Below are 26,672 nucleotides of genomic sequence, written 5' to 3'. Positions count from 1 at the left end.
TGATCGATCAGCACGCCGATGTCACGGTGGCGATCATGACCGATGATTTCGAGGAGCACCGGCGCGTGCTGTTCGCCGCCGCGTACCGCATGCTGGGCAGCGTCGCCGACGCCGAGGACATCGTCCAGGACGCCTGGCTCGCCTGGAACCGCACCGACCGGACGGCCGTCGAGCACCCCAGGGCCTACCTGGTGCGCACCGTCACCAACCTGAGCCTGAACCGGCTGAAGTCGGCGCAGGCCGTCCGGGAGGCGTACGTCGGGCCCTGGCTCCCCGAACCCCTCCTCACCTCGCCCGACATCGCCGAGGAGGCCGAACTGACCGACACCGTCTCCATGGCGGTCCTGGTCGTACTGGAGACCCTGACCCCGACCGAGCGCGCGGTGTTCATGCTCCGCGAGGTGTTCGGGTACCCCTACGCGGAGATCGCGGAGGTCGTCGGGAAGTCCGAGGCGAACGTCCGCCAGTGCGCGCACCGGGCCCGTGAACACGTCCAGGCCCGGCGACCCCGCTTCACCGCCGGCGCGGCCCAACAGCGGGAGATCGCCGAGAAGTTCCGCGCGGCCTGCTCGGGCGGAAACCTGGGCGAGGTGCTCGAACTGCTCGCCCCCGACGTCGTCACCTGGTCGGACGGAGGCGGTGTCGTCACCGCCGCCCGCCGCCCGCTGTACGGCGCCGACCACGTCGCCCGCTGGTGGCTCGGCGTCCTGGCCAAGCCGCGGACCGGCGAGGGGGGGATGCGCGTCGCCGAGATCAACGGCGAGCCCGGCCTCCTGCTCGTGCTCGACGGCGTGAACGTCGGCGCGATGACCTTCGAGGCCGTCGACGGCCGGATCACCGCGCTGCGCATCACCGTCAACCCACAGAAGCTGCGCGGCATCCAGGCCCACCCCTGAACGGGTGCGGCGCCCCGCGGGGCGCCGCACCCGGCGGCCCCCGGGGTTACCGGGCGCCGAAGTTCTGCGTCCACCAAGGGCCGCTGGCTCCCTGGTGGATGCCCACGCCGAGGTCCTTGAAGGAGCAGTTGAGGATGTTCGCACGGTGGCCCGGGCTCTTCATCCAGGAGTCCATGACCGATTGCGCGGTCTGCTGGCCCTTGGCGATGTTCTCGCCGTAGGTCGACCAGCGGTATCCGGCCGAGGTGGTCCGCTGCCCCGGGTCCGCGCCGTCGGGATTGGTGTGCGAGAAGAAGTCCCGCGCCGCCATGTCGTCGGAGTGTCCCTGAGCGGCAGCACGCAGCTGCGCGTCCTCCTTGAGGGGACCGCAGCCGACGGCCGCCCGCTCGGTGTTGACCAGGGCCAGCACCTGGCCGGCGATCCCCGGCGGGGCGGGCGCCGGCTTGGGCGCCGAGGGGCGCGGGCTGGGCGAGGTGCTGCGGCTCTGCGTCGGACTCGGGCTCGCGGACGGGCTCGGCGAGGCGGAGGCCGACGCAGAGGGCGAGGGGGACGCCGAGGGAGACGGGGAGGCCGACTCCGAGGGGAGCGCGGACTCGGTGGCCGACAGCGCGGCCAGCGGGGCGGCGGGCGTGGCGCCGCCGTCCGTCGGCTCACCGGAACCGGGGAGTCCGCCGAGGTACACCAGGCCGCCGCCCGCGACACAGGCGGCCAGCACCGCGCCGCCGACCACCCGGCGGCGGCTGCTGCGCCGCCGCTTGCGCAGCTCGCCCCGGCCACCGCCCGCACTGTCGACCGCAGTGAGCTGGGTCGCCGTGTCGGCGAAGCCCTCCTCGGCTCCGTCGGCGAAGGCCGCGGCAACGGGGGCGAAGCCTGCCGCCCCGGCCGTCCGCACCCCTGCCAGCAGGGCCGCCGAGACCGGTACGAGGGCCAGACCGGCCAGCAGTCCCTCCGCCGGAACGAGTCCGCTCCACAGACCGGAACACCGTACGCATTCACGTGCGTGCCGGGCTATTCGCTTGCGCCACAGAGCCGAGGGCCGTCCGTCCCAGCCCGCCATCACGGCCCGCAGTACCTCGCACGGCGGATTGGCCTCCAGCGCACGCTCCACCACCCGGGCCGACTCCAGCTGCGCCTTCATCCGCTGGACCCGGACCGCCGTGTGCTGCGGGGACAGCTCCAGCGCGGAAGCCACCTCCGCCCGCGTCAGCTCCCCGGCGCACTCCAGCCACCACAGCGACAGCAGCGCCCGGTCCTCGGGCTCCAGCCAGCGCGTGGCCCGGGCCGTCTCGCGTCGCTGGCCCGCCAGGTTGAGGCGTGCGACGGTCAGGTCGACGAAGTCGGCCCCCGGGTCGGCGACGTCGTAGGCCGCCTCCAGCGTGCTCTCGCCGAAGCCGCTCTGCCGGGCCTGCCAGTGCGCCCGCACCCGGTTCATCGCGATCGCCACGAGCCAGGACCGGAAGCTCTCGTCCGCGCGCAGGCCGCCCAGCCCGTCGAGCGCCCGCAGCATCGTGTCCTGCACCACGTCGTCCACGTCGCAGGAGCCGCCCAGAGCCCGACCGACGATGTTGTAGACGAGCGGGAGATGGGCGCTGACGAGCTCGTCCTGCGCGCGGGGGTCGCCCGCGCGAGCCGCTGCCACCAGCGCTGCCGTGTGCTGAGTACTCATGTGATGTTCCCTGTCCGTACCGGCGGTCGATGATGCCCGATACCTGGGAGACCGTCGACGGGGGCCTCGATAACACTTATCCCGAAAGTTTTTCGGGAAGTCGTTCTGCCGGCCTCCGGAGCGGGCCGTGCGGGCGAAGGGACGCGGAACCACATGGAAGCACGGCCGGGGGCGGAGGCCGGAGCCGGGGTCCGGGGCCGGAACCGGGCGCGACGGAGCGCCGCCCTCGGCCCGTTCGGTCAAGGGCGGCGCTCGGTTCACGTACGGATCTGCTAGTCGGGGGCCACCTTGCAGGCGCTCACCGCGGTCCCGTTGGTCACACTGCTCGCGGTCAGGCCGGTCACACACTTCTCTTGGTTGCCGGACTGGGCGTCGTAGCACGCCGTCCGGATGGCGGCCGAGGCTTCACCGCCCTGCAACTCGCGTTCGACCTGGTTGATGCAGGCCGAGACGTCCGCGTGGGCGGCGGGGGCCACAAGGGCCGCGCCACCGAGGGCGAGGGTCAGACCGGTGAGGACACCTGCGATACGGGTCGACGTGCGCATGGAATGCACCTGCTCTCCGGGATCGTCGCGCGGCCCGGGACCTGGTGTGTCGGATCCGCGCGGGAAACGGCGCCGAGCGCACGCGGCCGGTGTACGGCCGCGGTGCCCGGGCCCCGCACCGGACCGGCTCGGCAAAGCCTCCCCTTCCACCTTCGACGCTAGAGCAGCCCCCCGCCGCACGCACCCGCTGACGACCTCTTCCGGAGCGGCCGCAACGGGGTTCCGTGAACGATCGCCCCGGGCGTCACAGCAGCGGAGCCAGGGCCTCCGTGGCCGCGCGCAGGGCGGGTGCGTACGCCTCGATCTCCTCGCGGGAGACCAGGAACGTGACGGTGCTGATGCTGACCCCGCCGACCGGCCGGCCCGACGGGCCCAGGATCGCGGCGCCGATGCAGCGGATGGTGGGCTCGTTCTCCTCGTCGTCCAGCGCGTAGCCCCGGGCGCGGACCTGCGCCAGCTGGGCGTGCAGCGCCCGCGCGGTGGTGAGCGTCTGCGGTGTCCGGCGCGGCAGGCCGGTGGCGGCGATCAGGTCCCGCACCTCATCGGCGGGCAGGTGGGCCAGGATGCTCTTGCCGATCGCGGTCGTGTGCAGCGGCATGCGCATGCCGATGCGCGAGGCCGTCCGGAAGGGCTGGTCGCTCTCCAGCTTGCGGATGTAGGTGATCGTCTCCCCGCTGTGCAGGGCGAGATGGACCGTCTGGCCGGTGTTCTCCTGCAGTTCGCCCAGGATGCGCCCGATGCTCGGCGGCTCCCCGCCGCCGACGAGGGCGGACAGTCCGCGCAGCCGCGGCCCCACCCCGTACCGGCTCTCGGCCTCCTGGCGTACGAAGCCCTGCTCGACCAGGGAGGCAAGGATGCGGAAGGTGCTCGACTTGGGGACCGCGGCCGCCGCCGCCAGATCGGTCAGCCGGTGCGGTCCGCCGGGCGCCGCGACCGCCTCCAGGACGCGCAGGGACTTCTCCAGTGCGGAACCGGCCGCGGAGGTCCGCCCGGCGCGCACTCCGTCCGGGACTTCGTCCACATCCGTTGACACGGGAACTCCCGACGTGGGTAGGGTCTAGACCAAATGGTTCCGTCATACGGTACGTCGTTCCGCTATGTGGAACAAACGGGAGGTCTTCCTTGCCCAGCCACCCGTACGAGGTGCTGGCGGCTCAGCGGTTGCTGCCGGTGCTGCGCGACGCCGACGCCGACGAGGCCGTCCGCCGCACCACCGCCCTGCTCGCCGCCGGCTGCCGCGCCGTCGAACTGACCACCTCCACCCCCGGATGGGCCGAAGCCCTCACCCGTGCAGCCCCCCTCGACGACGCGCACGGCCGCCCCGCCCTCATCGGCGTCGGCACCGTCACCACCGCCGCGCAGGCCGGGACCGCCCTGGACGCGGGCGCCGCCTTCCTGATCTCCCCCTATCCGGCTCCCGAGGTCCGCGAGGTCGCCCGGCGCCGCCGAGCCGTCTTCATCGAGGGCGGGTTCACCCCGGGCGAGATCGCCGCCGCCGTCCGCGCCGCGGGCGCGGCCAAGGTCTTCCCGGCCCACGTGGGCGGCCCCGGATTCATCCGCTCCCTCAGGGCGGTCCTGCCCGGGGCGGTGATCATCCCGACCGGCGGCATCCGGCCCGCCGAAGTCCCCGACTGGCTGGCCGCGGGCGCGACGGCCGTCGGCATCGGCAACGGCCTGCCGGCCGACCCGGTCGAACTGGCCGCCGTATTCGCCGGGCTGGCCCGTCCGCGCCCCGCGCACGGCGACGGCGACACGGATGCGGAGGTGCCCGCGGGTGCCGGCGCCGGCTCGGACGCGGTCGGGGAGCACTGACCGTGTCCCGGCGATCCGCCCCGGCCTACGACGTCCTCGTACTCGGCGAGGTCCTCGTCGAGATCCACGCGGGCACCGCCCTGCGCGAGGCCGCCGAGGGCACCCCGGCCCGCATCTCCTACTCCGGGGACGCACTCAACGCGGCGGCCGCCGCGGCCGCGGCAGGGGCCCGGACCGCCCTGCTCGCCGTGGTCGGCGACGACGAGCTCGGCATCCCGCTGCTGCGCCGGGCCGCCGGGCTCGGCGTGGACGTCTCCCACGTGCGCCGCGCCCCGCGCCCCAACGGCGCCTACCTGCTCGGCGCCGACACCGACGGCGACCGCGAGTTCGTCTACTGGCGTACCCGCAGCGCCGGTTCCACCCTCGCGCCCGCGCACGTCGACTCCTGGCGCGAGCTGCTGACCCGCTGCGGGGCGCTCGTCACCAGCGGCATCACCGGCGCCCTGTCGCCGAGCTGCCGGAGCGCCGTACTGGCCGCCGCGCACCTCGTGCACGGGGCGGGCGGGCACCTCTCGTACGACCCCAACTTCCGCTCCCGGCTGACCTCCCGGGCCGAGGCCCGGGAGCTGCTCGCCCGGATCGCCCCGCTGACCGGGCTGCTCAAGACCTCCTGCCCGGCCGACGCCCGGGCCCTCGTCGACACCGACGACGCGCGCACCGCCGCGGCCCGCTTCCGCGCGCTCGGCGCCCGTACGGTCGCGGTCACCGCCGGCGCGGACCGGCTGCTGCTGCACGACGGCACGCGGGCGGCGTACCACCCCGTGCCCGTGCACCCCGCGCCGGTGGACGCGACCGGCGCCGGCGACTGCTTCACCGGCACCACCACCGCCCGGCTCGCCCTCGGCGACACCCTCGCGGACGCCGTGGCGTACGGCACGGCAGCGGCCTCCCTCTCGGTCTCCGGCCGCGGCGGCACCGGGCACGTCCCCTCCTTCGAGGAGACGGCGGCCCTGGCCGCCGCCCACCGGGCCGAGACTCAGGGGGAGTCGGGCTCGGCGACCCACCCGGCCGCCAGGACCAGCCGGGAGGTGCGGTGAACGGTCAGGAACCCGAACGGCCGGTCGAAGTACACCTCGGCCCGGCGCGCCCGGTACCGGGGCCGGGTCGGTGCGCAGCCGGCCGCGGCCCCGAAGGCGGTGACGGCCGCGGCCTCGAAGCCCTCGGCGTGGAACCGGGCCAGTGCGGACTGCCGGGCCGAAGCGATGGCCAGCGGTTGGGAGCTGATGCCGGGGAAGTGACCGCGGTCGCTGTCGGTGGCGGCTTCCAGTCCGAACAGCCGGGCGTGGTCCAGGAGGTCGTGCTCGGACCGCACCTCGAAGGCCACCGTCTCGATGTCCAGCCGGGGTTCGGGGGAGTAGGCGGCCACGGCGGCGACGGCCAGGCCCGGACCGGGGCTCCCGTCCGGGAGGAGGCTCGCTCCCGTGGCGGGGAGGGCCTTGGTGACGGCGGCGATCGCGGTGGTGAGCGTGTCGCCGACCGGCGCTTCGGGCTCGCCCAGCACGAGGTGGACGTCGACTCCCGCCGTGCCGACGACCTCCAACAGGGTGACCGCACCGGACGGGCCGTGCGCCACCCGGACCCGGTCGAGCAGGGAGGTGCTCCGGACCAGCGTGCGCACGGGCCGGCCGGCCCACGGGCCGGCGAACGGCTCTCCGTACGCCTCGTCGAACGGCTGGATCCACCTCAGCCGCAGCGCGAGCGCGGAGGCGAGGACCAGCAGGCTGTGCTCGTCGAGGAGCACCGGCATGCGCTCGATCAGCCCGCCCGTCCGGTCCGACGCCCAAGCGTCCAGGGTCTTGGCGTCGGCGTCCGGGTTCCCCGTCAGCATGCCCCGGGCGCCGGCCGGGAGCTTCGCCGACCAGTCCTCCTCCAACGGGAGTCCGGCCTTGGCCCACAGCCCGGTCGCCGTCCGCAGCCCCCGTACGCCGGCAAGGGCGGCCAGCAGCTCCCGTGCGGCTCCGGCCGCGGCTTCGGCGGGTATGCCCAGGGCGTGAGCCAGTTCGGCGCGGGCCGCACCGCCCGAGCCGTCCGCGAGCAGGGCGAGCAGCGGCCAGACCCCGGCCGCGGTGAACACGCTGCTCGTGTCCCCGGCCGGGGCCTGCGCGGCGGCCCAGCGCGTCGTCAGGTGGTTGACCGCCCGTACCGTCGAGTTCCTCATGCGGGGGAGCGTACGTGGAGGGACACCGCCGGGCCGGATGGATTTCCGCGGCCCGGCGGCGCCGGTCAGCGGCGTCGGCGGTGAGGCCGGCGGGGCGCCAGGGCCGAACGCCCCGCCGGTGACGCCGGTCCGGGTGCCGGTCAGCGCCCGCGCAGCCCGCGGTCGATGGCCGTCATCAGCTCGCCGTCGGAGGTGTCCGCGTCGAGCGACCAGAACATCGCGCCGCCCAGGCCGTGTTCGCGGACGTAGGCGGTCTTGGCGCGGAGCACCTGCGGGTCGTCGTAGGTCCACAGGGTGGTGCCGTCGAACAGCCAGGCATGGCCCCCGCGCCGGTCCCGGTGGACCTGGTAGGTGCCGGAGTCGGCCAGCTTCTTCAGCGCCTTGTAGTCCTCGTACCCGGCGGACCAGGTGGCCGGCGCCGGGCCCGTGGCGGGCTGCCCCATGCCGTCCCCGCCGCCGCTGACGCCGGTCCAGCCCTGTCCGTAGAAGGGCATGCCCATCACCAGCTTGTGCGCGGGCGCTCCGCGCAGGCGCCAGGCGTCCACCGTGCCGTCGACGCTGAAGTCGCCCCGGGCGTAGAGCGCGGACTGCTGCGCGGTCGTCGACTCGCCGGAGACGTGGAAGTCGTAGCCCTGGAGGGTCACGAAGTCGAGGTCCCGCATGATCCGGCGGACGTCGAAGCCCGCGTCGATCTTGGCGGGGGCGGTCGGGACGAAGGCGGTCAGCTCGTACTTCGTCTTCTTCCGTGTGCTCTTCGCGTACGCGTCGAGCCGGGTGCGGAACTCCTTGACGAGCTCGGTGAAGTTGCGCTTGTCCTCCGGCCGGAACTTCGTGTCGGTGTCGCCCGCGGAACCGGGCCACTCCCAGTCGAGGTCGATCCCGTCGAACACGCCTGCGGCCGCTCCCGCGCCGCCGCGGCTGCCGTCCTGCGGGAGGTTGCCCTTGATGTAGAGGTCGATGCAGGACTCGACGAAGGCCTTGCGGGAGGCCGGGGTGAGGGCGGCGTCCGAGAAATGGGTGGACCAGCTCCAACCGCCCAGCGAGATCAGCACCTTGAGGCCGGGGTGCTTGGCCTTGAGCTCGCGCAGCTGGTTGAAGTTGCCGGCGAGCGGCTGCTCCGGTGTGTCGGCGACCCCGTCGACGGAGTTCTCGGCGTCCAGCGGACGGACGTAGTCGGCCCATGCGTCGGCCTCGCCGGGTACGTTCCCGGTGAAGCACGTGCCCTGCGGGCTGACATTGCCGAATGCGTAGTTGATGTGGGTGAGCTTGTCGGCGGAGCCGTTCGCATCGAGGTCCCGGACCTGGAAGTCCCGCCCGTAGACGCCCCATTGGGTGAAGTAGCCGACCTTCTTGTACGAGCGGCCGGGTCCGCTCGCCCCGCCGCCGTCCGCACCGGCGGCGGGCGCGAAGGCGGTGAGCAGGGAGAGGGAACAGGCGGCGACGGCCAGCCTGCCGAGCATGCTGCGGCGCATGGGCTTCCTTTGCGGAGGCGGGGGGTGGGCGTGAGCGCGTGCGCGGTGCATGCCGGAAACTATTGGTCTGGACCAGGACGGTCAAGGGGGTGGCTGGAACTCGCTCGCCGGGGGCCCGGGGAGGCACGCTCTACGGGCGGGAGTCCTGGAGCGAGTCCTGCGGGAGGCTCCACTGGCCCACGTCGTCGGCGAGGCCGCCGTTGAGGGCGAACTGGACCGCGGCCAGGCCGGCGTCCTCGGGGAGCCGGAAGGTGATGAAGCCCACCGCCGTGCCGCCGGGGTCGAGCGTGACGGTGTCGGGGAAGCTCGCGCCCGCTGTCGTGGGGGCGTTGAGCCCGGTGAACCGCTGCCCGTTGCCGTCGAGGAGGTGGGCGGCCGGTGCGGGGGAGTCCCGGTAGACGGCGGTGCCGGTGTTCTCCAGCCGGAACCGGACGGCGACGAGCCGGTCGGATCCGTCGGGCGGGGGTGTGGGCCCGAGCTCCGGATCGGGGTCCGGACTGGGCACCGGCACCGGCTCCGGCTCGGGGTCGGGGTCGGGGTCGGGCCCGGGGTCGGCCGGGCTCGCCGGGTCCACCACTTGTGTGAGGGTGACGTCGAGCCGCTGGCCAGGCTCGTTCCCCGCGAGCGAGATCGTCTCGCCGGAGCCGCCGGGCGCCGTGCCGAGCAGGGCGGGGGCGAGGAGGGCGAGCGCCACCAGGGAGCCGCGGAGGCGGCCGCAACGCCGCGTCGCACGGCCCGGACGGCCCGGCCCCCGGCTTCGGGGCACGGACGAACCCCCCGTCGCACGGGTCACCCTGCTCACGATCCTCCGCACCCTCGGCTCCCGCCACCCGCGGCCCGCGTGGGAACGCCGAACTGATCGACTGGCTGAAGAGCTCCGGCGCCCACACCCGCGAGCGACTCGCACCCGGTTGAGCAAGAAATAGAGTGGATCTCCGGCTCGGGCCGTGCCAAGGTGGGTCCCACCGAAGGGGTGTAGCTCAGCTGGTCAGAGCGTCGGTCTCCAAAACCGAAGGCCGCAGGTTCAAATCCTGCCGCCCCTGCCACGCCGAACCGCAGGTTCGTGGAGAACGCCCGGACGAGAGCTCGACTCTCATCCGGGCGTTGCCGTTCGACGGCGTCTGCGACCGTCCTTCTTCCCGAAGCCCACCACGCTCGGCGTGCCGGACTCCCCGCGGCCAGGCAGGCTGGATGCATGGCCGAGCAGACGAAGGTCACCGGACCGATGGCGCCGACGGTGCGGGGAGGCGAGCCGGATGGCCGAGCGTGACGAATCGCGGCACTGGGGCCTACCGCCACAACCGCCGGACGACCTGATCCCTCCCGGGGACGGCCGCCCCGTGGACGCCGCTCAGCGCACGGCGATCCTCGACTGGACGGTGGGCCAGTACGTCGTGACCGGCTGGCGGGTGGAGTCGCGAACCCCGACGCAGGCGGTCCTCGTGCGCGGACACCCCGTGAACCATGTGCTCCACGCCGTCCTGACCGTCTTCACCTGCCTGCTCTGGGGCATCGTGTGGATCGCGCTGGCCGTCGGAAACCGGGTCGAACGGGTGGTGCTCACCGTGGACCGCGACGGGCAGGTGCAGGCCGTGCAGGGGCCCGGGTGATCCGTGGGCGCCGAACCCGTCTACCTTCTCCTGGATGGAGAGCGCGCGGGGGACCGAGGACGAGTGGGCCGGGCTGAAGTACGGGACGGCCGTCGCGGAGCGGGTCCGTGAGGCCCTGGCCTGGAACCGCGCCGCACCCGATTGGATCCTGGTGCGGCTGCTGGACACGACCCCGGGCCACCTGCTCTGGCGGCGCGACCTGCCCGAAGCGGTGCTGGACGCCGCCGTGGACCACCCGGAGTGGTCGGTTCGCGCCCGGCTCGCGGAAACCCGGGTCCAGCGGGGAATGTCGGCCGAGCGCTGGTCCCGGCTGCTGCTGGCCGAAGCGGCGGGGCGGCGGCGGTACGCCCTCCTCACGGTCGCCGTCGCGGCCGGGGCCCGGCTCACGGACGAGGCGTACGAAGTGCTCGCCGGGGACCCGTCCGGCGCGGTCCGGGAAGCCCTCCTCGAACTGCCTGCCGTGCCCGCCGCGGCAGCGGTGGCCCTGACCGCCGACCCGGTGCCCGCCGTCCGGGCGGCAGCCTGCCACGCCGCCTGGCCGGACCTCGATGCCGCGGCCCGGGCACGGCTGGCCGCGGACCCGGTCGAACGGGTGCGGGTGGCGGCCGTGGCGGCCCGGCACGACGAGGAGCCGATCACCGAGACGGACTTCGAGGCCGTGAGCACCGCCCATGACGTCGCCGCCCTCCGGCTGGACCGGGACCTCGCCGCACGGCTTTGCGCCGACGCGGTCCCGGAGGTGCGCAGGCGCCTGGCCGGGAACCCCTACCTGGACCCGGACCTGGTCGCGCTCCTCGCCGCCGACCCGCAGGCCGACGTACGCCGTGCCGTGTCCCTGCGACCCGAGCTGACGGAGGAGCAGCGGGCAGCCGTGGAGGTGGACATCGACCCGAGGCGGCTGCGGAACGCGATCCCTTGGGTGGTGGCGCTGCACGAGGACGAGGAGGCCATGCGCCGCCTCGCGGCCTCCGGCCACGTGCTGCTGCGCAGCAGTGTCGCGATGGCCCGGCGGCTGCCGCCGGACGTGGTGGAACGGCTGGCCCGGGACGAGGACCGGGTCGTACGGCTCTTCCTCGCCGAGCGGTGCGACGACGCGCCGGCGGACATGCTGCTTGAGGTGTGGCAGTGGTGGAACGGCAGTCTCTCCACCCCCGACCGGCCCTACGGGCACCCGAACTTCCCGCGGCGCGACCTGCTGCGCTACGCCGAGGACCCGCATCCGCGGCTGCGGCAACTGGCGCTCGACGACCCGGACTCGACACCCGCGCTGGTGGAACGCTTCAGCCGGGACGAGGACGCGGAGGTCAGGCTGCGCGCCGCGACCGACCCCCGGCTGTCGGCGGACTCCGCGGTACGGCTGCTCGACGACCCGGACAGCGGCGTACGCGCGACGGCCGCCCGGCATCCGCGGCTGCCCGTGCCGGTCCTGATCCGGCTGCTCGGCGAGGAGGCGACGGCGGGGGCGGCGGCGCTGAACCCGGCGCTGCCGGTGGCGGTCATGGATCGGATGACCGCCACCGGTTCATGAGGCGGGTGTGGTGGTGACCGGGTGCGGTGGTGGCCGGGTCAGCCGTTCGTGCCCGGCTCCTGGTAGCCGTACGGGCGCGTGATGATCTCCATCCCGTGCCCCGCGGGGTCCGTGAAGTAGACCCCGCGGCCCCCGTCGTTGTGGTTGATCTCGCCGGGGTGCTTGCCGTGCGGGTCCGCGAAGTACGGGACGCCCGCCGACCGGATCTTCTCGAAGGCCACGTCGAACTCCTCCTCGGAGAGGAGGAACGCGTAGTGCTGTGGGGTGATGGACTCGGCCGGGACGGTCGCGAAGTCCAGGGTGACGCCGTTGCTGGTCTCGACGGGGATGAAGGGTCCCCACTCGCTCCCGACCTGGAGATCGAGGACGTGCGCCAGGAATTCGGCGGACTCCCGGTTGTCACGGGAGTGGATGATCGTGTGGTTCAGTTGTACGGACATGAGTGAATGCCTCCGAAAGGCACATCACGGGCGCCTCCATGCCTCACCCAGCTGGTGACCGACACGCGATGCCGTGATCACGATCCTAGGCACCCCGTCCGGACGAAGTCCACCCCTGACCTCCACCCCTGACCTCCACCCCTGAACTCGGCCTCGCTCCCGGCCCGCCACCCTCCGCGCCCACCTGATCCACGTGCCCGCCAGGATCGCCCGCTCAGCCCGCCGTATCACCCTGCACCTACCGCACAACTGGCCCTGGCAGCACGCCTGGACGCACCTGTTCGACACGGTCCACGGCCCACCCGGCCCGGCCTGACGCCCCCTGCCCACCCCGCCCGCCAGGGCCCAACCGGAACCAAGTCGTGGAAAAGCTGGGCAGACCAGCGGCTACAACCTGCCCATGCCCAACCACCGCCCCAAAACCGGCACAGACGCCCGCCAGAAGATCACCCTCAGACCACATCGGTGGATCGAGGCTAAGACGTGTCCTGTGTGGTGAGGCGGACGAGCCGTTTGTAGCAGCAGAGGGCTGCAGCGAGGCCGAGGAAGGCCAGGTAGTTGCGGGGATGGCGTTCGTAGCGGTGGTTGAGTCGGCGGTAGCCGGTCAGCCAGGACATCGTCCTCGCGATCTCCCACCGGCGCGGTCCGAGCCGTTGCGATGACTCGATGCCCTTGCGGGCGATGCGGACATCGATCCGGTTGCCGCGTCACCATTTCCGCAGGTGGGTGATGTTGTAGGCCTTAGCCGGCGTGCGCGCAGGAGCCGGCGTTGGGGCGTTGGGGCTTGAAGTGGCGGCCGCGGTGGGGGTCGTTTCTCGTTTGGTGACCCGTGATCACGGGCTTCAGGGCGAGGCTGTCGTGGGTGTCGGCCGCGGTGACGCCGACGAGGAGGGCAGCCCGTTCTCGTCCGACAGGACGTGCATTTTCCAACCGGGTGTGCCCCGGTCCACGGGGCTCGGACCTGTGAGTTCACCCCTCCTTTTGGCAGGTCTGTCGCGACGCAGGTGCAGACCAGCGCCCGGGGGACCGATCAGGCTTCCCCGGCCCGGTCGGCAATGCCACAGGGGTCTCTGCCAGGCCTCCGCCGCGGCGACCGCCTGCACCTCGACCCCCGCCCCCTGGCTCCCCGTACGCCTTCGGCCGCTCACTGTTCCCGCGCCCGTGACCCCGGGGGCCCGTCCTCTCCTCGGAGGATGGGCCCGCCGAGGCCGCCTTCCGAACCCGCCCCTATTGCGGCTTCGGGCCCTTCATCAGCTTGCTGAGCTCTTCCAGGGGGCCTTCCGTCATGCCTCGGACGTAGTCCCAGCCGTTGTGGTCGCCACCCTGGATCTCGTGGATCGTGACCTTGACCGGACCCTTGCCGAACTGCTGCTGGAACTTCTCCATCCGGTCGCGGCCGCCCTCCTTGGTGCCGTACTGGAAGAGGACGTTCACCTCGGGGCCCTTGGCGTTGATCAGCTTCGGGGCGAGCTTTTCGGGGTTGTTCGCGTCCATTTCCGCCTGGTGGCCCTTCCAGAGCGGGGAGTCCGGGACGATCTCGCCGCCGTTGGCGATGACGGCCCGGAAGCGGTCCGGCCTCTGCAGGAGTTGCTTGAGGCCGACGAAGGCGCCGGACGAGTTGCCCATGAAGGCCCAGCCGTCACGGGACTTGTAGGTACGGAAGTTGGCCCGGGCGAGGTCGGGTACGTCCTCGCCGATCCAGGTGCCCATCTTGGCCTGGCCGGGGATGTCGGAACCGTCGTAGTAGTACTTGCTGTCCGGGTTGAGGATCGGCATGACCAGGATGAACGGGAGGCTCTTGCCGGCTGCGGCGCCCTCGGCGACGGCCTTCTGGAGGCCCAGCTTCGGCATGGTCGCCCAGTAGTTGTCGGCGTTCCCGTTGCCTCCGGGCAGCGCGATCATGACAGGGAAGGCGCTCTTCGCGTACTCGGGGCGGTCGTACTCCTTCGGCGTCCACACCCAGACGCTGCCCTCGAAGCCGGACTTGGCGCCCTTCACCCGGGCCTTGGATATGCGGGTGCCGTCGTCGAGCTTGACCGTCTGCTTGAAGTCGACGAACGGACCGGTGGGGAGCGACACGTCCGGGTCCGCGCTCGGCGCGGAGACCTGCTTCCCGCCGCCGGTCTCCTTGTCTTGGTCCGTTCCGGCAGAGGGTTTACCGTAGCTGACGGACTCCCCGTTCCCGTCGAACCAGTCCGTCGTCCAGTGGATCAACCCCGCGCCGGTGCCGGCGAGCAGGGCCACGGCCACGGCGGAGCCGATCCGCACCTTCTTGCGGGATCGCCCGGGCTGCTGGGGCTGCGGGTACTCGTGCACGAACTTGCTCCGAACAGGGCGGCTGCCCTCGGACGGGCAGAACGGGCGGGTCTTCTCTTTGGATGCGTTTCTCGACCCCCAAGGTTGCAAAAATATGCAATAAATGTCGTTTAGGTTTCAAATGAGCGCGTCCGCACCGCTGCCCACGGCTGCCGCGGCTGTGACGCATGCAAGGTGCAGCCCCCCGAGTTACCCCTTGGCGTGTGTCCTGAACATGAAAGGAAGTTGCATGTAGGAGCGATTTCCAGAAGTGATGCTGTGCGAGAGATGAAGGTTTCGTGGCCCTTCGGAGCCGCCCTGCGGGGGGAGGCTCCAAACCGCCTCATGCTGCGTTAGCTGAAGACTGTCGTGGTGAGCGATGAGGAAAAGGCGTCGTAGGAGGCGTCAGGTGGGGACCGGAAAGACGAACGCAAGTGAATCGCTGCTGACGTGTCGTAAGGAAACCAGACGACATCGAAACCGGGGTGTGTCAAGAACTCCGGGATGAGCCTGGCGGGTGCCCGTCTATTGGCCAGGTGGTGTCCGGCATGTAGGCGACGTGAGTCCGGTCTGCGGCTCTCGCATGGAACAGGAGAAGGCAGGTCCGATACGCCCTGACGCAAGGTCGGGGGAGAGGGAGTGCCCCAAGCGGAGGACACCGTAAGGGGTCGAGTACCGACGCGGAGCCTGCTGGCAGACCGGTCCGTAGTAGTGATGAAGCCCCTGTAGCGGGGGTGGAGCGAAGGGGCCGGGTCGTTTGTGACTGAGTTGATCACATCAACCGGGCGACAGCCCGGGAGGAGTGCGATGGGCCAGTTGAAGTCTCAGATCAAGCCGTTTGATATTTCGAAGTGGGAAGTCAAGGAGGCGTGGGAGGAAGTCAAGTCACATAGGGGCGCACCTGGCGTGGACGGACAGAGCATCGACGACTTCGAGAAGGACTTGAAGAGCAACCTCTATAAGGTCTGGAACCGGATGTCATCGGGCTCGTACTTTCCGCCGCCGGTGCGTGCGGTGGAAATCCCCAAGCCGAATGGAGGCGGCACGAGAATGCTTGGCATTCCCGCTGTCGCCGACCGAGTGGCTCAGACCGTTGTGGCCCGGCATCTGGTGCGAAGGGTGGACCCTGTTTTCCACCCGGACAGCTACGGATACCGGCCAGGACGGTCCGCCTTGGACGCGGTGGAAAGGTGCCGGGAACGAAGTTGGAAGCGGGACTGGGTGGTGGAGTTCGACATCGCCAAGTTCTTCGACAGCGTGCCCTGGGACCTGCTGGTCAAGGCGGTGGAAGCGCACACCGACGCCGTCTGGGTGAACTTGTACGTGCGGCGGTGGCTCGCCGCCCCGCTCGCCATGCCCGATGGCTCCCTGCTGGAACGGGAACGCGGAACCCCACAAGGGGCCCCCGTCACGCTCCCAACGCAATGGGCAACTTCTGCTTCGAGGTGACGCTCGGCTACCGGCGCTTGGAACTCACTCCTCGAGCGGAGGGTAAGGGGTGTCACAATGGGTAGTAGGTTTGTGACATGGTGCGTGGTGATCGTGTCGATAGCGTCGAGTACGCCCGGCGGGTCAACGCCGCCGCGGATCTGGTCGGGGCGGGTGTGCCCGTGGCCGCAGCCGCCCGCACGTTGGCAAGTAGGTACGGGGTGTCGGTGCGTCAGGCACGCCGGTATCTGGAGCAGGCCATGGCCGCTGGACATCTCGAAGTCCCCGAGTCAAGCGTGGTGTTCACTGTCAAGCTGCCGGAATCGCTGGCAGGACAGATCCGCGCCCGTGCCCACGAGAGTGACCGGGCGATCTCCGCGGTGGTGGCCCAGGCCCTGGCCGAGTTCCTTGAGCGGGGTGCCCCGGAGGGGCGGCCAGGCAGGTGAGCGGCCGGCCGGTGGAGGTGGAGGCGGTCTTCGACCGTCATGCGGCGGCGGACTTGTCCGCGGCCTACGCGGCGTTGGTTCCGCAGCGGCGAGCCCGGATACGGGATCGCCTGGAGCAGGCAGGAGTGAGCGATGACCAGCGTGGCGATCTACGCCCGGGTGTCCTCGGCCCGGCAGAAGAAGGACCAGACGATCGGCTCGCAGACCGCGGCCCTGCGCGCGCACGCCGCCACCGCGCATCTTGAGCTGCCCGAGGAGTGGGTGTTCGAGGACGAGGGGCACTCCGGGGCGACCTTGGTGCGGCCCGCGCTGGAGCGGCTGCGCGACCTGGTCGCCCAGGTCGGCGTGGATGTGGTGCTGTGCTACGCGCCCGACCGCCTCGCCCGCAAGTTCGCTTACCAGGCCCTGCTGATCGAGGAGTTCGCCCGGGCCGGCACCCGGGTGGAGTTCGTGCGCGGCCCACGCGGCGACACTCCCGAGGACCAGCTGATGGTCCAGTTCCAGGGCATGTTCGCCGAGTACGAGAAGGCCCAGCTGATGGAACGCTACCGGCGCGGGAAGACCTACCGGGCGCGCTCGGGGGCAGTGAACGTGCTGGGCGGAGCCCCGTTCGGTTACCGCTACCTGCGCAAGACCCCCGAGTGCGGGGCCACCTACGAGATCGTCGAGTCCGAGGCGGCGCTGGTGGTCGAGCTGTTCCGCCGCTACACCGACGACGGGGCCTCCATCGCGGACCTGACCCGCTGGCTCACCGGCAGCGGCACTCCCACCCGCACCGGCAAGACCCGCTGGGACCGAAGCGTCATCTGGGGCATGCTCCGCAACCCCGCCTACGCAGGGCAGGCAGCCTTCGGCAAGACCCAGATCCTCCACGAGTCCCCGGGCCTCAACCGCCGGGCCCGCCTGGAGGGCCGCAGCACTCCGCGCGCCGTCAAGACCACCGACCGCCCCCGCGAGGAGTGGATCACCATCCCCGTTCCCGCGCTCGTCACCCCGGCCACCTTCGAACGCGCCGCCCAGCGGCTCGCCGACAACAAGCGCTTCGCTTCGCGCAACAGCAAGGTCCCCTCCCTGCTTCAGGGGTTGTCGGCCTGCGTGAGCTGCGGATACGGCTACTACCGCACCTCGACCACTACTTCCTCCGGCAAGAAGATCTACTACTACCGGTGCCTGGGCTCCGACGACTACCGCTACGCGGGCGGCCGGGTCTGCACCAACAAGCCCGTCCGCGCCGACTACCTCGACACCGTCGTCTGGGACCACATCATCGGCATGACCGCCGACCCGCACCTGATCCGTTCCGAGATCGACAAGCGGCTGGACCGCGCCCGCACCTCCGACCCCGCCACCCGTCAGCGCAGCCGTCTCGAACTGGCCCTGGCCAAGGCCACCGCAGCGATCACACGCATGATCGAAGCGTTCCAGGAACAGCTGGTCACCATCGACGAACTGCGGGCCCGGATGCCCGGCCTGCGGGCCCGGGAGAGCAACCTGCGCGGCCAACTCGACGCGCTGGACGCCCAGCTCGCCGACCGCGACGCCTACCTCAAGCTCGCTGACGACCTCGAAGGCTTCCTCGCCCAGCTCCGAGAGAACGCTGGGACAGCCGAGGTCCCCGAGCGCCAGCGCGTCCTGCGGCTCCTCGTCAAAGACGTCCTCGTCGGACCCGAGAAAATCACCATCCGGCACCGCATACCCGTGCGTGAGCGCACCGCCGACGACCAGCATCAAGATCAAGACGCTACGGAGGGTGACTCATGCCCGAGTTACCCATTGCGTTGGGGGCGTGGTGTCTCCCGTCCTGGCGAACCTGTTCCTGCACTACGCGTTCGACACCTGGATGGCCCGGGAGTTCCCGTCCGTCTGGTTCGAACGCTACGCGGATGACGCGGTGTTGCACTGCGTCACCGAGCGCCAGGCCCGCCACGTGTTGGCCGCGCTCAGGGACAGGTTGGTCGAAGTCGGGTTGCGGCTGCACCCGGACAAGACCCGGATCGTCTACTGCAAGGACTCGCACCGGCGCGGCTCCTACGAGCACACGTCGTTCACGTTCCTCGGGTACACGTTCCGTCCCAGAAAGAGCCGGAATCGGCACGGCAAGCAGTTCCTGTCGTTCGAGCCGGCCATCAGCAGGGAAGCCCTGACTCGGATCGGCCACGAGGTGCGTTCATGGCAACTGCACCTCCGCACCGGCACCTCCTTCGGAGACCTCGCCCGCACGATCAACCGTGTGGTCGGGGGGTGGATCAACTACTACGGACGTTTCCGGCCGTGGGAGCTGTTCCCCTTCGTGATGCGCATCAACGCCTACCTGGTGCGCTGGATCCGCAAGAAGTACAAACGGCTCGCAAGCCGTCGGAAGGCCCACGCGAAGCTCGTGGAGATCGCGCAGCGGTACCCACGGATGTTCGTGCACTGGCGCCTCACCACTGCTGCCTGCGAGATCTGATGATCAGAACGACAAGAGCCGTGTAACGGGAGACTGTTAAGCACGGTTCTGTGAGGGCCGAGGGGTGAGATCCCCCTCGGCTACTCGATCAGGCCCACCGCCTGCGACGTATCCGCCACATTGGCGGTGAAGAGTTCTTCGGCGCCGCACGAGAGGGCGTGGAACGTCACTGCCGTCTCAAGCCTGGGGCTGGGAGACTGCCTTGACGACCGCCGAGCCGCCGCGCCCGTACTGGAGCGGAAGCTGGACGGCCTGCCCGTTGAAGCCCCGAGCTCTGCCAACGGCCGCTCTTTTGCAGAAGGATGCAACACTCGCGCGACGGGATGGCCACAGCAGCATCGACCAGACCGCGTGCACCACCCGCGAGTCGTGGCTGTGCGGCCTCACCCCGCACATGCATACCGACCACCTACCCCGAGAGGAATCACCGCCCATGTGGCCCTCGATAGTCGCCGTTCTTGGCACTCTCGCCGGCGCCCTGACCGCCGGACTGCTCCAGCACCGCGCCGCACGCACCGCCCGTGCCGAGCAGCGCGCCGACGCTCACCGCAAAGACCAGCTCGGCGCCGTCACCGACTTCGCGGCCGCCCTGGACGCCCACCGCTCGGCGATGTTCCACCGGGAACGCCTGACTCTGGCCGACGCCGGTACGGAGCACCAGCTGGAGGCCCAGACGAAGTCACACGACACCCGTGCCGCGATCACTGCGCCCCACGTCCGTCTCCAGGTCTTGGTACCCGAGCTGGTCGGCCCGGCGCAGAGGGCCGCCGATGCCACGTACGCCCTGCGCAACGCCACCGGTCGCACCGAACTTGACGCACTGCGGCGTGCGGCCAAGGAAGCGTCGACGGCGTTCGTCGCAGCGGCCGCCGCCCTGCTGAACCCCAACCACCGCTGACCACCACCACGAAGGATCCGTACTGAGCCAGTTCTTCGGGACCGGTTCTCCAATGGTTCGCGGATTGAGCCGGGCAGGTCGCCGAGTTCGTAGAGGACATGGGCGGTGTGGAAGTGGTGGGCGGCCCGGTCGTGGCCGCCGACCGCGTCATTGCGGCCATCGGCCTCGGTCAGGGCCTGCTCGCTTTCCCGGGCCGGCCGAAGGCCTGACGCCGGTGCTCACCTGTGGAAGCGCATGCTGAGGCCGGCCCGCGATCCGTATGGCTCGGGCACATCTCGCCAGGCGACCCCGGTGCGGAACCTCCACGCGATCCGGTTGGGGGCCATCCGGTCGTCCAACCGCAGCCGCCCCGGCGCAGGCCGGGGGAAGCAACGGCTGCACAAGTTCCCACTGGGGATTGGACAGTTGATGGCGGCGCATCAAGGTTCCGTGATCCACAACTCGAGATCATTTTGACGGCCGGACTTGCTGATCGTTTCAGCATCAGATCCTGCGGGAGGGCCTCGCAGGAGGGGCTGCGGGCGTTGTGGGCCCGTCACGTGGTAGACGTGGGGAATGATTGGTCGCCTCCCGCTCGACGAGCAGCTTGCCGCCCTGAAGTCTGCGTTGGCCCGTAACGAGGTGCTGGTGGAGGTGCTGAACCGCACGGCAGGGCTCGGGCTGCCCCACTGGTACGTGACGGCGGGTTGCCTGTTCCAGACCGTCTGGAACGTCGTCACGGATAGGCATCCCACCCATGGGATCAAGGACTACGACGTCTTCTACTTTGACGACGGTGACCTGTCGTGGGAGGCGGAGGACGAGGTGATCAAGGCCGCCGGCGAAGTGTTCACAGGGCTGCCGGCGGAGGTCGAGGTCCGCAACGAGGCTCGCGTCCACCTCTGGTACGAGCAGAAGTTCGGCGTCGCGTGCGCTCCCCATGCCTCCACGGAGGCGGCCATCGACAACTTCGCGGCGACCACCTGCTGCCTCGGCGTGCGCCTGGAGCCGGGCGGCCGGTGGCGAGTCTATGCGCCGCACGGGCTCTCCGACGTGTTCAACCTCGTCGTACGCCCCAACCCGGTGCTTGCCCCGCGCGAGGTGTATGAGGCCAAGGCGGCCCGCTGGCAACAGCTATGGCCTGAGCTGACCGTTCTCGACTGGCCGTCGGAGTCTGTCGTCCTGGCGCCTTCTTCATCCTGAGGCGCGGAGCCGACGCAGACAGATGCTGCTCCACGCGAGTCGGAGCAGGCCTACATGGAGGGCGGCCCGGCGTTCGTAGCGGATTCGCAGGCGCTTGAAGTGGTGAAGCCAGGCGAAAGTGCGCTCGACGCCCCAGCGCACCTTGCCGAGTCCGGAACCGTGGGCGACACCGTGTCGAGCGACCATCGGCTAGGTCCTCGTCATCCACGCACGCGGACGTACGGGCTGCGGCCTGCCCTGCCGGGCGCGCACCGTCTGACCTCCGGCACGAAGCGTGGGTACGGCTTTAACCGCTGTGCAGCCTGCCTCGATGACCAGCGCTTTCACGCTGCCGGCCGGTTGGGGCATGTGGGTGCCGGCCGCCTGCCGATGCCGTGTAAGGCGGGGTGGCCGGCCGTACTAGGAGGTGGCGGGGTGGGCATCGAGCTCCGACTTCAGGTTGCGCAGGGTGGCCCGGATGTTCTTGCGCTGGAACTCGGCGAAGGTGTGCTCGCTCGTCGCGATCCTGTCGAACGTGTTGGCCACCGGGTCGGGCCAGCTGCGCCGATCGTCGGTCCATGTCTCCGTCACCTTGGTGCCCTCGGGCACGGCGGCGAAACGGTACTCCCAGGTGGCGATCGGGCCGCGCAGCCACGGGCGGCGCAGGCCGATGGCGTGGACCTTGAACCGGAAGACCTCGTCCGGGTCGGCGGCCGTCACCGTGCAGCGGGTCGTCCAGCGGAACGGACCGCGCTTGTTGTGACCGTCGAAGACCATCCCGACCCGAGTCGCCGTGCCAGGTCTTTCGGTCGGGGTCGCGCCCAGGTTCTCCGGGCTCCAGCGGCCCATGAGAGCGGGATCGGAAACGTGCTGGTAGACCGTCGACGGGTCGGCCGCGACGATGACGGTGTCGCAAACGCTGAACGTGCGGGGCATGTGGCTCCCTCCTCGGAGCACGACGGTAGCGGTCGCCGCCACGCCCGGAACCCGGGCCCCTGCCGCGGAGTCCCTCGCAGGTGCCGCATTGGCTGCCGTCAGGCCGTTGCAGGATCCGGCGCCGCAGGTGTCGTAGATGGGGTCGCTCCCCAGCGGTCCGCGGTCGCGGCCGTGGTGAAGCAGGCGATCAGCAAGGGCAGTAGGAGATCGGCCCAGGCCCGGTCGGCCGTGACGGGGACGCGACCGGCGCGGATGTGCTGGCCGAGCTCGTGAGGGTGCAGGCCTTCGCGTTGATTTCCGCGGCCTGGTGGTCCAGCGGCCAGGTTCCGGTGGTGCGGGTCCAGCGCCCCGGCGAGCGCGTACACGTCGGCGGCCGGGGTGACGGAGGCGGGCTTGTCCCCGGTGTTGACGGCGGCCGCGAGCCCGGGGGAGAGCAGCTGGGTCATGCCGCTGGACGCTGCTGTCGCACTTGTCCACTCTCGTCGTCGTGGGAGCTCAGACCGATGGAGGCGTCTCTGTTCCCGCTGCCGGTGACGTCGATTCCGGAACGGAGCCTCGGCGCAGCCCGCAGTTGCTCGCAGCGGAGGGCAGCCCGGAAGTGCGGACCCGTTGCCGCCTGAAGGCAGGGAAACCCAACAGCCCGAAGCCGAGAACCGCCGCTATGAGATGGCCGATTGTGGTGAAGTCCGGCAGCGGCCCGGTCCAGTCGGCACCGCCGAGAGGCCATGCGAGAACGAAGACAGCCCAAGGGAGGCGGCCTCGGCGCGGCAGGGCGAGTGTGCCGATCGCCAGCACGGTCTGGGCGCCGTAACTGACCCCGTAGTCCAAGGCCTGTCGCACGGCCGCTGGATACCAGCTGTGCTGTATCGCGATGGTGATGACGACAGCGGTGAGCAGGGTGGCCGCGACATGGCCGCCCAAGAACACGGCTACGGCGCGCGGCTTTCCCCACCGGCGTTCCGCCCAGGCCAGGAAGCAGCAGACACCGAGGCCCAAGGTGATCAAGGTACCCACGAAGCCGGCTGAGGTGACATCCGTGAGCGTGCCGTCGAAGAACAGCACGCTGCCGAGCAGCGCGGACAACGGATGATCTCGCAGGTTGTCCAGGTTGGTGCTGAGGTAGCCCAACACGGTGGCCGCCCGATCTGCGGACAGCCCGTGGCCGACCCAGGCGTGGCTGCCCAGGAGCAGGCAGACATAGGCGAGGGTCAGGGGCGCACGGCGCGGGTACCCCCGCACGGCGCGGAGCGATCTGCCCAGAGGACCCCACAGTGACTGCACGTTCATACCGTGGCATTCTCCAGGTCGAGCCGAAGGTGGGGACCGGCGGGTGACGGCAGCCATCCCTACCGGGGCCGCGTCACCAGCCCCTGCGCAGTCGGCGGGTCGGAGCTGATCGCCTCTTCGAGCGGGACTTCAGCCAGATCGGGCCCCGACCGGACATCTCCCGGCAAGTCGGCGAGCACCTCGCCGCGGCCGGCCCCGGCAACCCCTTCGAGGGGGTGCGGTTCGCCTCGAGGTGTGCGAGCCGCGGCGTCCTGGGCGTGGCGCTCGTCCGCCCGGGCCTGGTGGTGCTGCGGGGCTCCGGCTGCGCCAAGGCCGGAGAGCAGGTGCTCAGTCAAACGCTCGGCCTTCAGCGCCGTCCGGGACGCCGCCCCTTTTTCCGACTCGCTCAGGCCTGACGGGCATCCTGGCCGCCGCCGAGGGGCTGCCCCGCGGCGTGGCACTCGACAGCTACGCCGACTTGGAGTTCACCGTTCGGATGGACACGGCCCGGTGTCCTCCTCACCGACTACCACATCGTCGCGGGCGGCTTCCCGGTCGGCCGCAAAGCGGCGACCAGCGGCGACAAGAACAAGGGCCGGCGGCCACTTCTACCGCAACTCCATGTGGAGGCGGTGGTTTCGATCCATCCGCAGGCAGCTGCTGCCGGGCGACCGTGAGGTTCTCCCACGGATGTCGCCTTAGTACTGCAACCGCATGTGGCGTGACGGTTGGCGTCGATGCTCGTTGTTGTGACTGTGTGATCAAACGCTGACGGTCGAGCAGATCGAGTCGTGGTCCGAGGGTGTAGCGGACTTGCATGCCCGGTTCGGGCATCGTTTTGGCAGGTCGGAGCCACGTGATCGGGCTCTGGACTACCTCAGGGGCCTGCTTGCTCCGCTGGAGAAGAAGAACGGGTGGACGCTGGCCGAGCAGGTCGGCCAGCTCCGCCCGGACGGTGTGCAACGCCTGCTCAATCACTCCGAATGGGACGAGAACGCGGTCCGGGACGATGTCCGGGACTTCGTCGTGGAGACCATCGGCGCCAGAAACGGCGTGCTCATCGGGGACGACACCGGGTTCCTGAAGAAGGGCACCAGGTCAGCAGGGGTCCAGCGGCAGTATTCCGGCACCGCCGGCCGCACCGAGAACTGCCAGATCGGCACCTTCCTCGCCTACGCATCCGCCAAAGGGCGGGCGCTGATCGACCGGGAACTCTACGTCCCGAAGTCCTGGACGGACGACCGCGACCGCTGCCGGGCAGCCGGGATCGACGACACCGTGCCGTTCGCCACGAAGATCGAGCACCTCAAGTGGATGCTGCAACGCGCCATCGACGCGGCTGTTCCCTTCGCCTGGGTCACCGCGGACGAGGCATACGGGCAGGTGTCGGCGTACGGGCTGTAGTGCAGAGGTGTGTACGGGCTGATGTGCAGAGCTTGATCCTGTGTCAGCTGGCCGCAGTGATGCCGCCTTCGATGGCTGTGAGGCGGTTCTTCAGGCGGTAGCTGGCGCCGTTGATGGCGAGGATCTCGCAGTGGTGGAGTAGGCGGTCGATGATGGCAGTGGCCAGGACGTCGTCGCCGAAGACCTGACCCCACTCACTGAAACTCTTGTTCGAGGTCAGCAGGGTGGAGCCCTTCTCGTAGCGCTTGGAGAGCATCTGGAAGACGAGGTTTGCCTCGTCACGCTCCAGCGGGAGGTAGCCGACCTCGTCCACCACGAGAACGTGAGGCCGCAGGTAGGTGCGGAGTTTGCTGGCCAGGCGGCCGATGGAGTCGGCGGCCTTGAGCTGGCGGACCATGTCGTCGAGGGTGGTGAAGTAGATCGAGTAGCCGGCCCGGCAGGCGGCGACAGCCAGCGCGACGGCGATATGTGTCTTGCCGACCCCGGGCGGGCCCAGCAGCGCGACGTTGGACTTGGCCTCGACGAACGCGAGGGTGGCCAGGTCCTTGACCTTCCTGGGGTCGAGTTCGGGCTGGTAGGAGAAGTCGTACTCCTCAATCGTCTTGTGGTGTGGCAGGCGGGAGACCCGTAGCGCGTGGCGGAAGCGGCGTTCTTCACGGACGGCAAGTTCTTCTTCCAAGACCAGGTCGAGGAAGTCGAGGTAGGCCATCGACGCGGCGTCGGCCCGGCCGACGTGCTCGGCCAGGGCCTCGGTGAGGTGGGGCAGGCCGAGTTTGGTGGCGGTGGTGCGGATCCGGGCGGTGACCAGCTCGCTCAACGCATGTCCTTGGGGTCGATGGGGGCGGGGTTGAACGGGCGGGTGCCGGCGATCTGGTCGTAGAGGGCCAGCGGACGGGTGCCGACGTGGACTTGCGCGGCTCTGGCCCGGGTCAGCAGCGAGATCAGACCGCCCGGTTCCTCGGCGCCGGAGCGGGCCGGCCTGCTCACGGGTGGCGGAAGGTCGGTGGTGGTGGCGCGGGTGTGTCCGTCGGGCAGGGCCTTCCAGTGGGCCTCATCCACGATCCTCGCGCTGCGTCCGACCGCGCGGGAGTGCACGGCCAGCAGCGTGATGCCCTGCGCGTCGGGCACGGTGGAATGCAGGGCCACGGTGCCTGCGGAGGCTCTGACCTCGACGAGCTGGCGGTGGCGGACCTTGGTGGCGGGCACCGAGTAGAGGTTGGCGTCGAAGGCGACCAGGCAGTCCTTGGCCACGTGTCGCAGGTGCCGATCGGCCACGATGTAGGGCTTGGCGGGCAGCGCCCGCAGCGCGGCGTGATCCCGCTTGGCCCGCACGCCGATCACCTCGCCGTGGGTGCGGTGCGTACGCGCCCGGCGCTGGGGCACCCAGGCCATGAACGCCCCGTCCATGTCATCCAGGCTGGAGAAGGACCGCCCCGCGAGCACATGATCGCGGACGATGAGGACCTGGCGCTCGACGCGGCCCTTCCCCGTCGGCCGGTAGGCGGCCAAGACGTCGATGTCGAAGTCGTAGTGCCCGGCGAACGCCACGGCCTCCGGATGCAACGGGACCGCCTCGCCCGGGGCGACGTGACGGCGCACGACAGTCTTGGTCCGGTCGTAGACGATCACCCCGGGCGCCCCGCCGAAGTGCGCGAACGCCCGCCGGTGGCACTCGAAGAACGATGCCAGATTCTGGCTGGTGGTGAAGCAGCAGAACGGATCTCGGGAGTAGGACAAGGTCATGTGGAAGGAGTAGACCTTCGGGATGCCGACATGGGCCAGGATGTTGCCCTCGTCGCCCCAGTCGACCTGGGCCTGGGCGCCGGGCACCACCTCGAAGCGGCGGTGCAACTTCGCCAGCTCGCGCGGGGTATATCCCAACTCCTCGGCGATGCGGGGTCGGGCCTGCTGCACGTACATCTTGACGCGCTGGTAGTGGTGCGGGAAGGCATACTGCTCGACCAGACGCTCATGGATGACCGCGGCCTTCAGCAGCACCTCAGCCCGTAGCCACGCATCAATCACATGCGCCCACGGCTTGATCACCTGGTTGCCGAGATCCGAGCGCGGCGCCGGAGCCGGCGGAACCGGAGGACCGTCGCTCTCCAGATACTTCTTGACCGTACGCCAGTTCAGACCGGTCTCCCGAGCGATCTCCGAGATGCTCGCGCCCGCCTCATGCAGAGCCCGGAAACGCCGCAGCTCCAGCCACCGCCCCGGTTCCAGCAACATCCGACAGGCCCTCCTCGACGCTTCACAAGA

26 protein-coding genes, 1 tRNA gene and 4 pseudogenes are annotated in these 26,672 nt (G+C 70.6%); 14 read left to right on the top strand and 17 right to left on the bottom strand.

What is annotated here, in order from left to right; translation table 11 throughout:
• The first annotated feature begins 35 nt into the window (after window positions 1–35).
• On the top strand, window positions 36–896 hold the full coding sequence (locus tag OG332_RS02925) for an RNA polymerase sigma-70 factor (RefSeq protein ID WP_327419087.1): 861 nt from the start codon (window positions 36–38) through the stop codon (window positions 894–896).
• 46 nt (window positions 897–942) lie between these two features.
• Here the strand turns inward: OG332_RS02925 and OG332_RS02920 are convergent, their stop codons facing one another.
• From OG332_RS02920 to OG332_RS02910, 3 genes are all read right to left on the bottom strand, one after another.
• Entirely contained in the window at window positions 943–2,562 is a 1,620-nt protein-coding gene (locus OG332_RS02920) for a sigma-70 family RNA polymerase sigma factor (protein WP_327411933.1), read from the bottom strand.
• Window positions 2,563–2,834: 272 nt separating this feature from the next.
• Window positions 2,835–3,107 (bottom strand): hypothetical protein, encoded by a 273-nt coding sequence (locus tag OG332_RS02915; RefSeq protein ID WP_327411932.1) that lies wholly within the window; start codon window positions 3,105–3,107, stop codon window positions 2,835–2,837.
• Window positions 3,108–3,351: 244 nt separating this feature from the next.
• Window positions 3,352–4,140 carry an IclR family transcriptional regulator gene (locus OG332_RS02910; protein ID WP_327411931.1) on the bottom strand — a complete coding sequence of 263 codons (789 nt, stop codon included), beginning with the start codon at window positions 4,138–4,140 and terminating at the stop codon, window positions 3,352–3,354.
• 89 nt (window positions 4,141–4,229) lie between these two features.
• Here OG332_RS02910 and OG332_RS02905 point away from each other — a divergent pair, with 89 nt between their 5' ends.
• Window positions 4,230–4,919, top strand: a complete 690-nt coding sequence (locus OG332_RS02905; protein WP_327411930.1) for a bifunctional 4-hydroxy-2-oxoglutarate aldolase/2-dehydro-3-deoxy-phosphogluconate aldolase — start codon at window positions 4,230–4,232, stop codon at window positions 4,917–4,919.
• 2 nt (window positions 4,920–4,921) lie between these two features.
• Window positions 4,922–5,956 carry a PfkB family carbohydrate kinase gene (locus OG332_RS02900; protein ID WP_327411929.1) on the top strand — a complete coding sequence of 345 codons (1,035 nt, stop codon included), beginning with the start codon at window positions 4,922–4,924 and terminating at the stop codon, window positions 5,954–5,956.
• Here the strand turns inward: OG332_RS02900 and OG332_RS02895 are convergent.
• The 3 genes from OG332_RS02895 to OG332_RS02885 all read right to left on the bottom strand — a co-directional run bounded on the left by OG332_RS02895 (window position 5,896) and on the right by OG332_RS02885 (window position 9,243).
• Window positions 5,896–7,077 carry a serpin family protein gene (locus OG332_RS02895; RefSeq protein ID WP_327411928.1) on the bottom strand — a complete coding sequence of 394 codons (1,182 nt, stop codon included), beginning with the start codon at window positions 7,075–7,077 and terminating at the stop codon, window positions 5,896–5,898. The genes OG332_RS02900 and OG332_RS02895 overlap by 61 nt on opposite strands.
• A 140-nt stretch (window positions 7,078–7,217) precedes the next feature.
• Window positions 7,218–8,549, bottom strand: a complete 1,332-nt coding sequence (locus OG332_RS02890; RefSeq protein WP_327411927.1) for a glycoside hydrolase family 18 protein — start codon at window positions 8,547–8,549, stop codon at window positions 7,218–7,220.
• 130 nt (window positions 8,550–8,679) lie between these two features.
• The gene (locus tag OG332_RS02885) at window positions 8,680–9,243 is read right to left on the bottom strand and encodes a hypothetical protein (protein WP_327411926.1); all 564 of its coding nucleotides are present in this window, start codon (window positions 9,241–9,243) and stop codon (window positions 8,680–8,682) included.
• Window positions 9,244–9,518: 275 nt separating this feature from the next.
• Here OG332_RS02885 and OG332_RS02880 point away from each other — a divergent pair.
• The 3 genes from OG332_RS02880 to OG332_RS02870 all read left to right on the top strand — a co-directional run bounded on the left by OG332_RS02880 (window position 9,519) and on the right by OG332_RS02870 (window position 11,687).
• A tRNA-Trp gene (locus tag OG332_RS02880) sits at window positions 9,519–9,595 on the top strand.
• Window positions 9,596–9,805: 210 nt separating this feature from the next.
• Complete coding sequence (locus OG332_RS02875; RefSeq protein ID WP_327411925.1) at window positions 9,806–10,159, top strand: hypothetical protein; 354 nt, start codon at window positions 9,806–9,808, stop codon at window positions 10,157–10,159.
• A gap of 34 nt (window positions 10,160–10,193) precedes the next feature.
• Window positions 10,194–11,687, top strand: a complete 1,494-nt coding sequence (locus OG332_RS02870) for a PE-PGRS family protein (RefSeq protein WP_327411924.1) — start codon at window positions 10,194–10,196, stop codon at window positions 11,685–11,687.
• A gap of 38 nt (window positions 11,688–11,725) precedes the next feature.
• Here OG332_RS02870 and OG332_RS02865 read toward each other — a convergent pair whose 3' ends face one another.
• Window positions 11,726–12,127 (bottom strand): VOC family protein, encoded by a 402-nt coding sequence (locus tag OG332_RS02865; protein WP_327411923.1) that lies wholly within the window; start codon window positions 12,125–12,127, stop codon window positions 11,726–11,728.
• A gap of 154 nt (window positions 12,128–12,281) precedes the next feature.
• Here OG332_RS02865 and OG332_RS02860 point away from each other — a divergent pair.
• A pseudogene (locus tag OG332_RS02860) lies at window positions 12,282–12,443 on the top strand (IS1380 family transposase); the annotation flags it as partial.
• Between the two features lie 160 nt (window positions 12,444–12,603).
• Here the strand turns inward: OG332_RS02860 and OG332_RS02855 are convergent.
• Both OG332_RS02855 and OG332_RS02850 read right to left on the bottom strand, forming a co-directional pair.
• Window positions 12,604–13,113: pseudogene (locus tag OG332_RS02855) on the bottom strand (transposase); the annotation flags it as partial.
• A 241-nt stretch (window positions 13,114–13,354) separates the two neighbouring features.
• A complete protein-coding gene (locus OG332_RS02850; RefSeq protein ID WP_327411922.1) occupies window positions 13,355–14,443 on the bottom strand; it encodes an alpha/beta hydrolase in 1,089 nt (362 codons plus the stop codon).
• A gap of 786 nt (window positions 14,444–15,229) precedes the next feature.
• On the opposite strand from OG332_RS02850, the gene OG332_RS02845 reads away from it, so the two are divergent.
• The 5 genes from OG332_RS02845 to OG332_RS02825 all read left to right on the top strand — a co-directional run bounded on the left by OG332_RS02845 (window position 15,230) and on the right by OG332_RS02825 (window position 19,643).
• Window positions 15,230–15,871, top strand: a complete 642-nt coding sequence (locus OG332_RS02845) for a reverse transcriptase domain-containing protein (RefSeq protein WP_327411921.1) — start codon at window positions 15,230–15,232, stop codon at window positions 15,869–15,871.
• Window positions 15,872–15,948: 77 nt separating this feature from the next.
• A complete protein-coding gene (locus OG332_RS02840) occupies window positions 15,949–16,296 on the top strand; it encodes a hypothetical protein (protein ID WP_327411920.1) in 348 nt (115 codons plus the stop codon).
• A gap of 132 nt (window positions 16,297–16,428) precedes the next feature.
• Window positions 16,429–18,183 (top strand): recombinase family protein, encoded by a 1,755-nt coding sequence (locus OG332_RS02835; protein ID WP_327411919.1) that lies wholly within the window; start codon window positions 16,429–16,431, stop codon window positions 18,181–18,183.
• A complete protein-coding gene (locus OG332_RS02830; protein ID WP_327411918.1) occupies window positions 18,083–18,745 on the top strand; it encodes a group II intron maturase-specific domain-containing protein in 663 nt (220 codons plus the stop codon). Before OG332_RS02835 ends, OG332_RS02830 begins: the two co-directional genes overlap by 101 nt.
• Window positions 18,746–19,178: 433 nt before the next feature.
• Entirely contained in the window at window positions 19,179–19,643 is a 465-nt protein-coding gene (locus OG332_RS02825; RefSeq protein WP_327411917.1) for a hypothetical protein, read from the top strand.
• 218 nt (window positions 19,644–19,861) lie between these two features.
• Here OG332_RS02825 and OG332_RS47755 read toward each other — a convergent pair whose 3' ends face one another.
• Window positions 19,862–20,026 (bottom strand): transposase, encoded by a 165-nt coding sequence (locus OG332_RS47755; protein ID WP_442816096.1) that lies wholly within the window; start codon window positions 20,024–20,026, stop codon window positions 19,862–19,864.
• A 172-nt stretch (window positions 20,027–20,198) separates the two neighbouring features.
• Between OG332_RS47755 and OG332_RS02820 the strand changes: the two genes are divergently transcribed.
• Window positions 20,199–20,825, top strand: coding sequence for a nucleotidyltransferase family protein (locus tag OG332_RS02820; protein WP_327411916.1), 627 nt, complete (start codon window positions 20,199–20,201; stop codon window positions 20,823–20,825).
• Here OG332_RS02820 and OG332_RS02815 read toward each other — a convergent pair.
• The 5 genes and pseudogenes from OG332_RS02815 to OG332_RS02795 all read right to left on the bottom strand — a co-directional run.
• Window positions 20,817–21,014, bottom strand: a pseudogene (locus OG332_RS02815) (transposase); the annotation flags it as partial. The gene OG332_RS02820 and the pseudogene OG332_RS02815 overlap by 9 nt on opposite strands.
• 210 nt (window positions 21,015–21,224) lie before the next feature.
• Entirely contained in the window at window positions 21,225–21,740 is a 516-nt protein-coding gene (locus tag OG332_RS02810; protein ID WP_327411915.1) for an SRPBCC family protein, read from the bottom strand.
• 98 nt (window positions 21,741–21,838) lie between these two features.
• Complete coding sequence (locus OG332_RS02805; RefSeq protein WP_327411914.1) at window positions 21,839–22,186, bottom strand: hypothetical protein; 348 nt, start codon at window positions 22,184–22,186, stop codon at window positions 21,839–21,841.
• Between the two features lie 49 nt (window positions 22,187–22,235).
• A complete protein-coding gene (locus OG332_RS02800) occupies window positions 22,236–23,027 on the bottom strand; it encodes a rhomboid-like protein (protein ID WP_327411913.1) in 792 nt (263 codons plus the stop codon).
• Window positions 23,028–23,086: 59 nt separating this feature from the next.
• A complete protein-coding gene (locus OG332_RS02795) occupies window positions 23,087–23,362 on the bottom strand; it encodes a hypothetical protein (RefSeq protein WP_327411912.1) in 276 nt (91 codons plus the stop codon).
• 427 nt (window positions 23,363–23,789) lie between these two features.
• On the opposite strand from OG332_RS02795, the pseudogene OG332_RS02790 reads away from it, so the two are divergent.
• Window positions 23,790–24,392: pseudogene (locus OG332_RS02790) on the top strand (IS701 family transposase); the annotation flags it as partial.
• A gap of 61 nt (window positions 24,393–24,453) precedes the next feature.
• On the opposite strand, the gene istB reads toward OG332_RS02790, so the two are convergent.
• On the bottom strand, window positions 24,454–25,227 hold the full coding sequence (gene istB / locus OG332_RS02785; protein WP_327411911.1) for an IS21-like element helper ATPase IstB: 774 nt from the start codon (window positions 25,225–25,227) through the stop codon (window positions 24,454–24,456).
• Window positions 25,224–26,642, bottom strand: a complete 1,419-nt coding sequence (gene istA, locus OG332_RS02780; RefSeq protein WP_327411910.1) for an IS21 family transposase — start codon at window positions 26,640–26,642, stop codon at window positions 25,224–25,226. Before istA ends, istB begins: the two co-directional genes overlap by 4 nt.
• Window positions 26,643–26,672: the final 30 nt, after the last annotated feature.

The sequence above is a fragment of the Streptomyces sp. NBC_01233 genome (assembly GCF_035989305.1).
Lineage (GTDB): Bacteria > Actinomycetota > Actinomycetes > Streptomycetales > Streptomycetaceae > Streptomyces.
The sequence above is the reverse complement of the archived record's forward strand: the minus strand, read 5'-3'. Positions and strand labels throughout refer to the sequence as shown.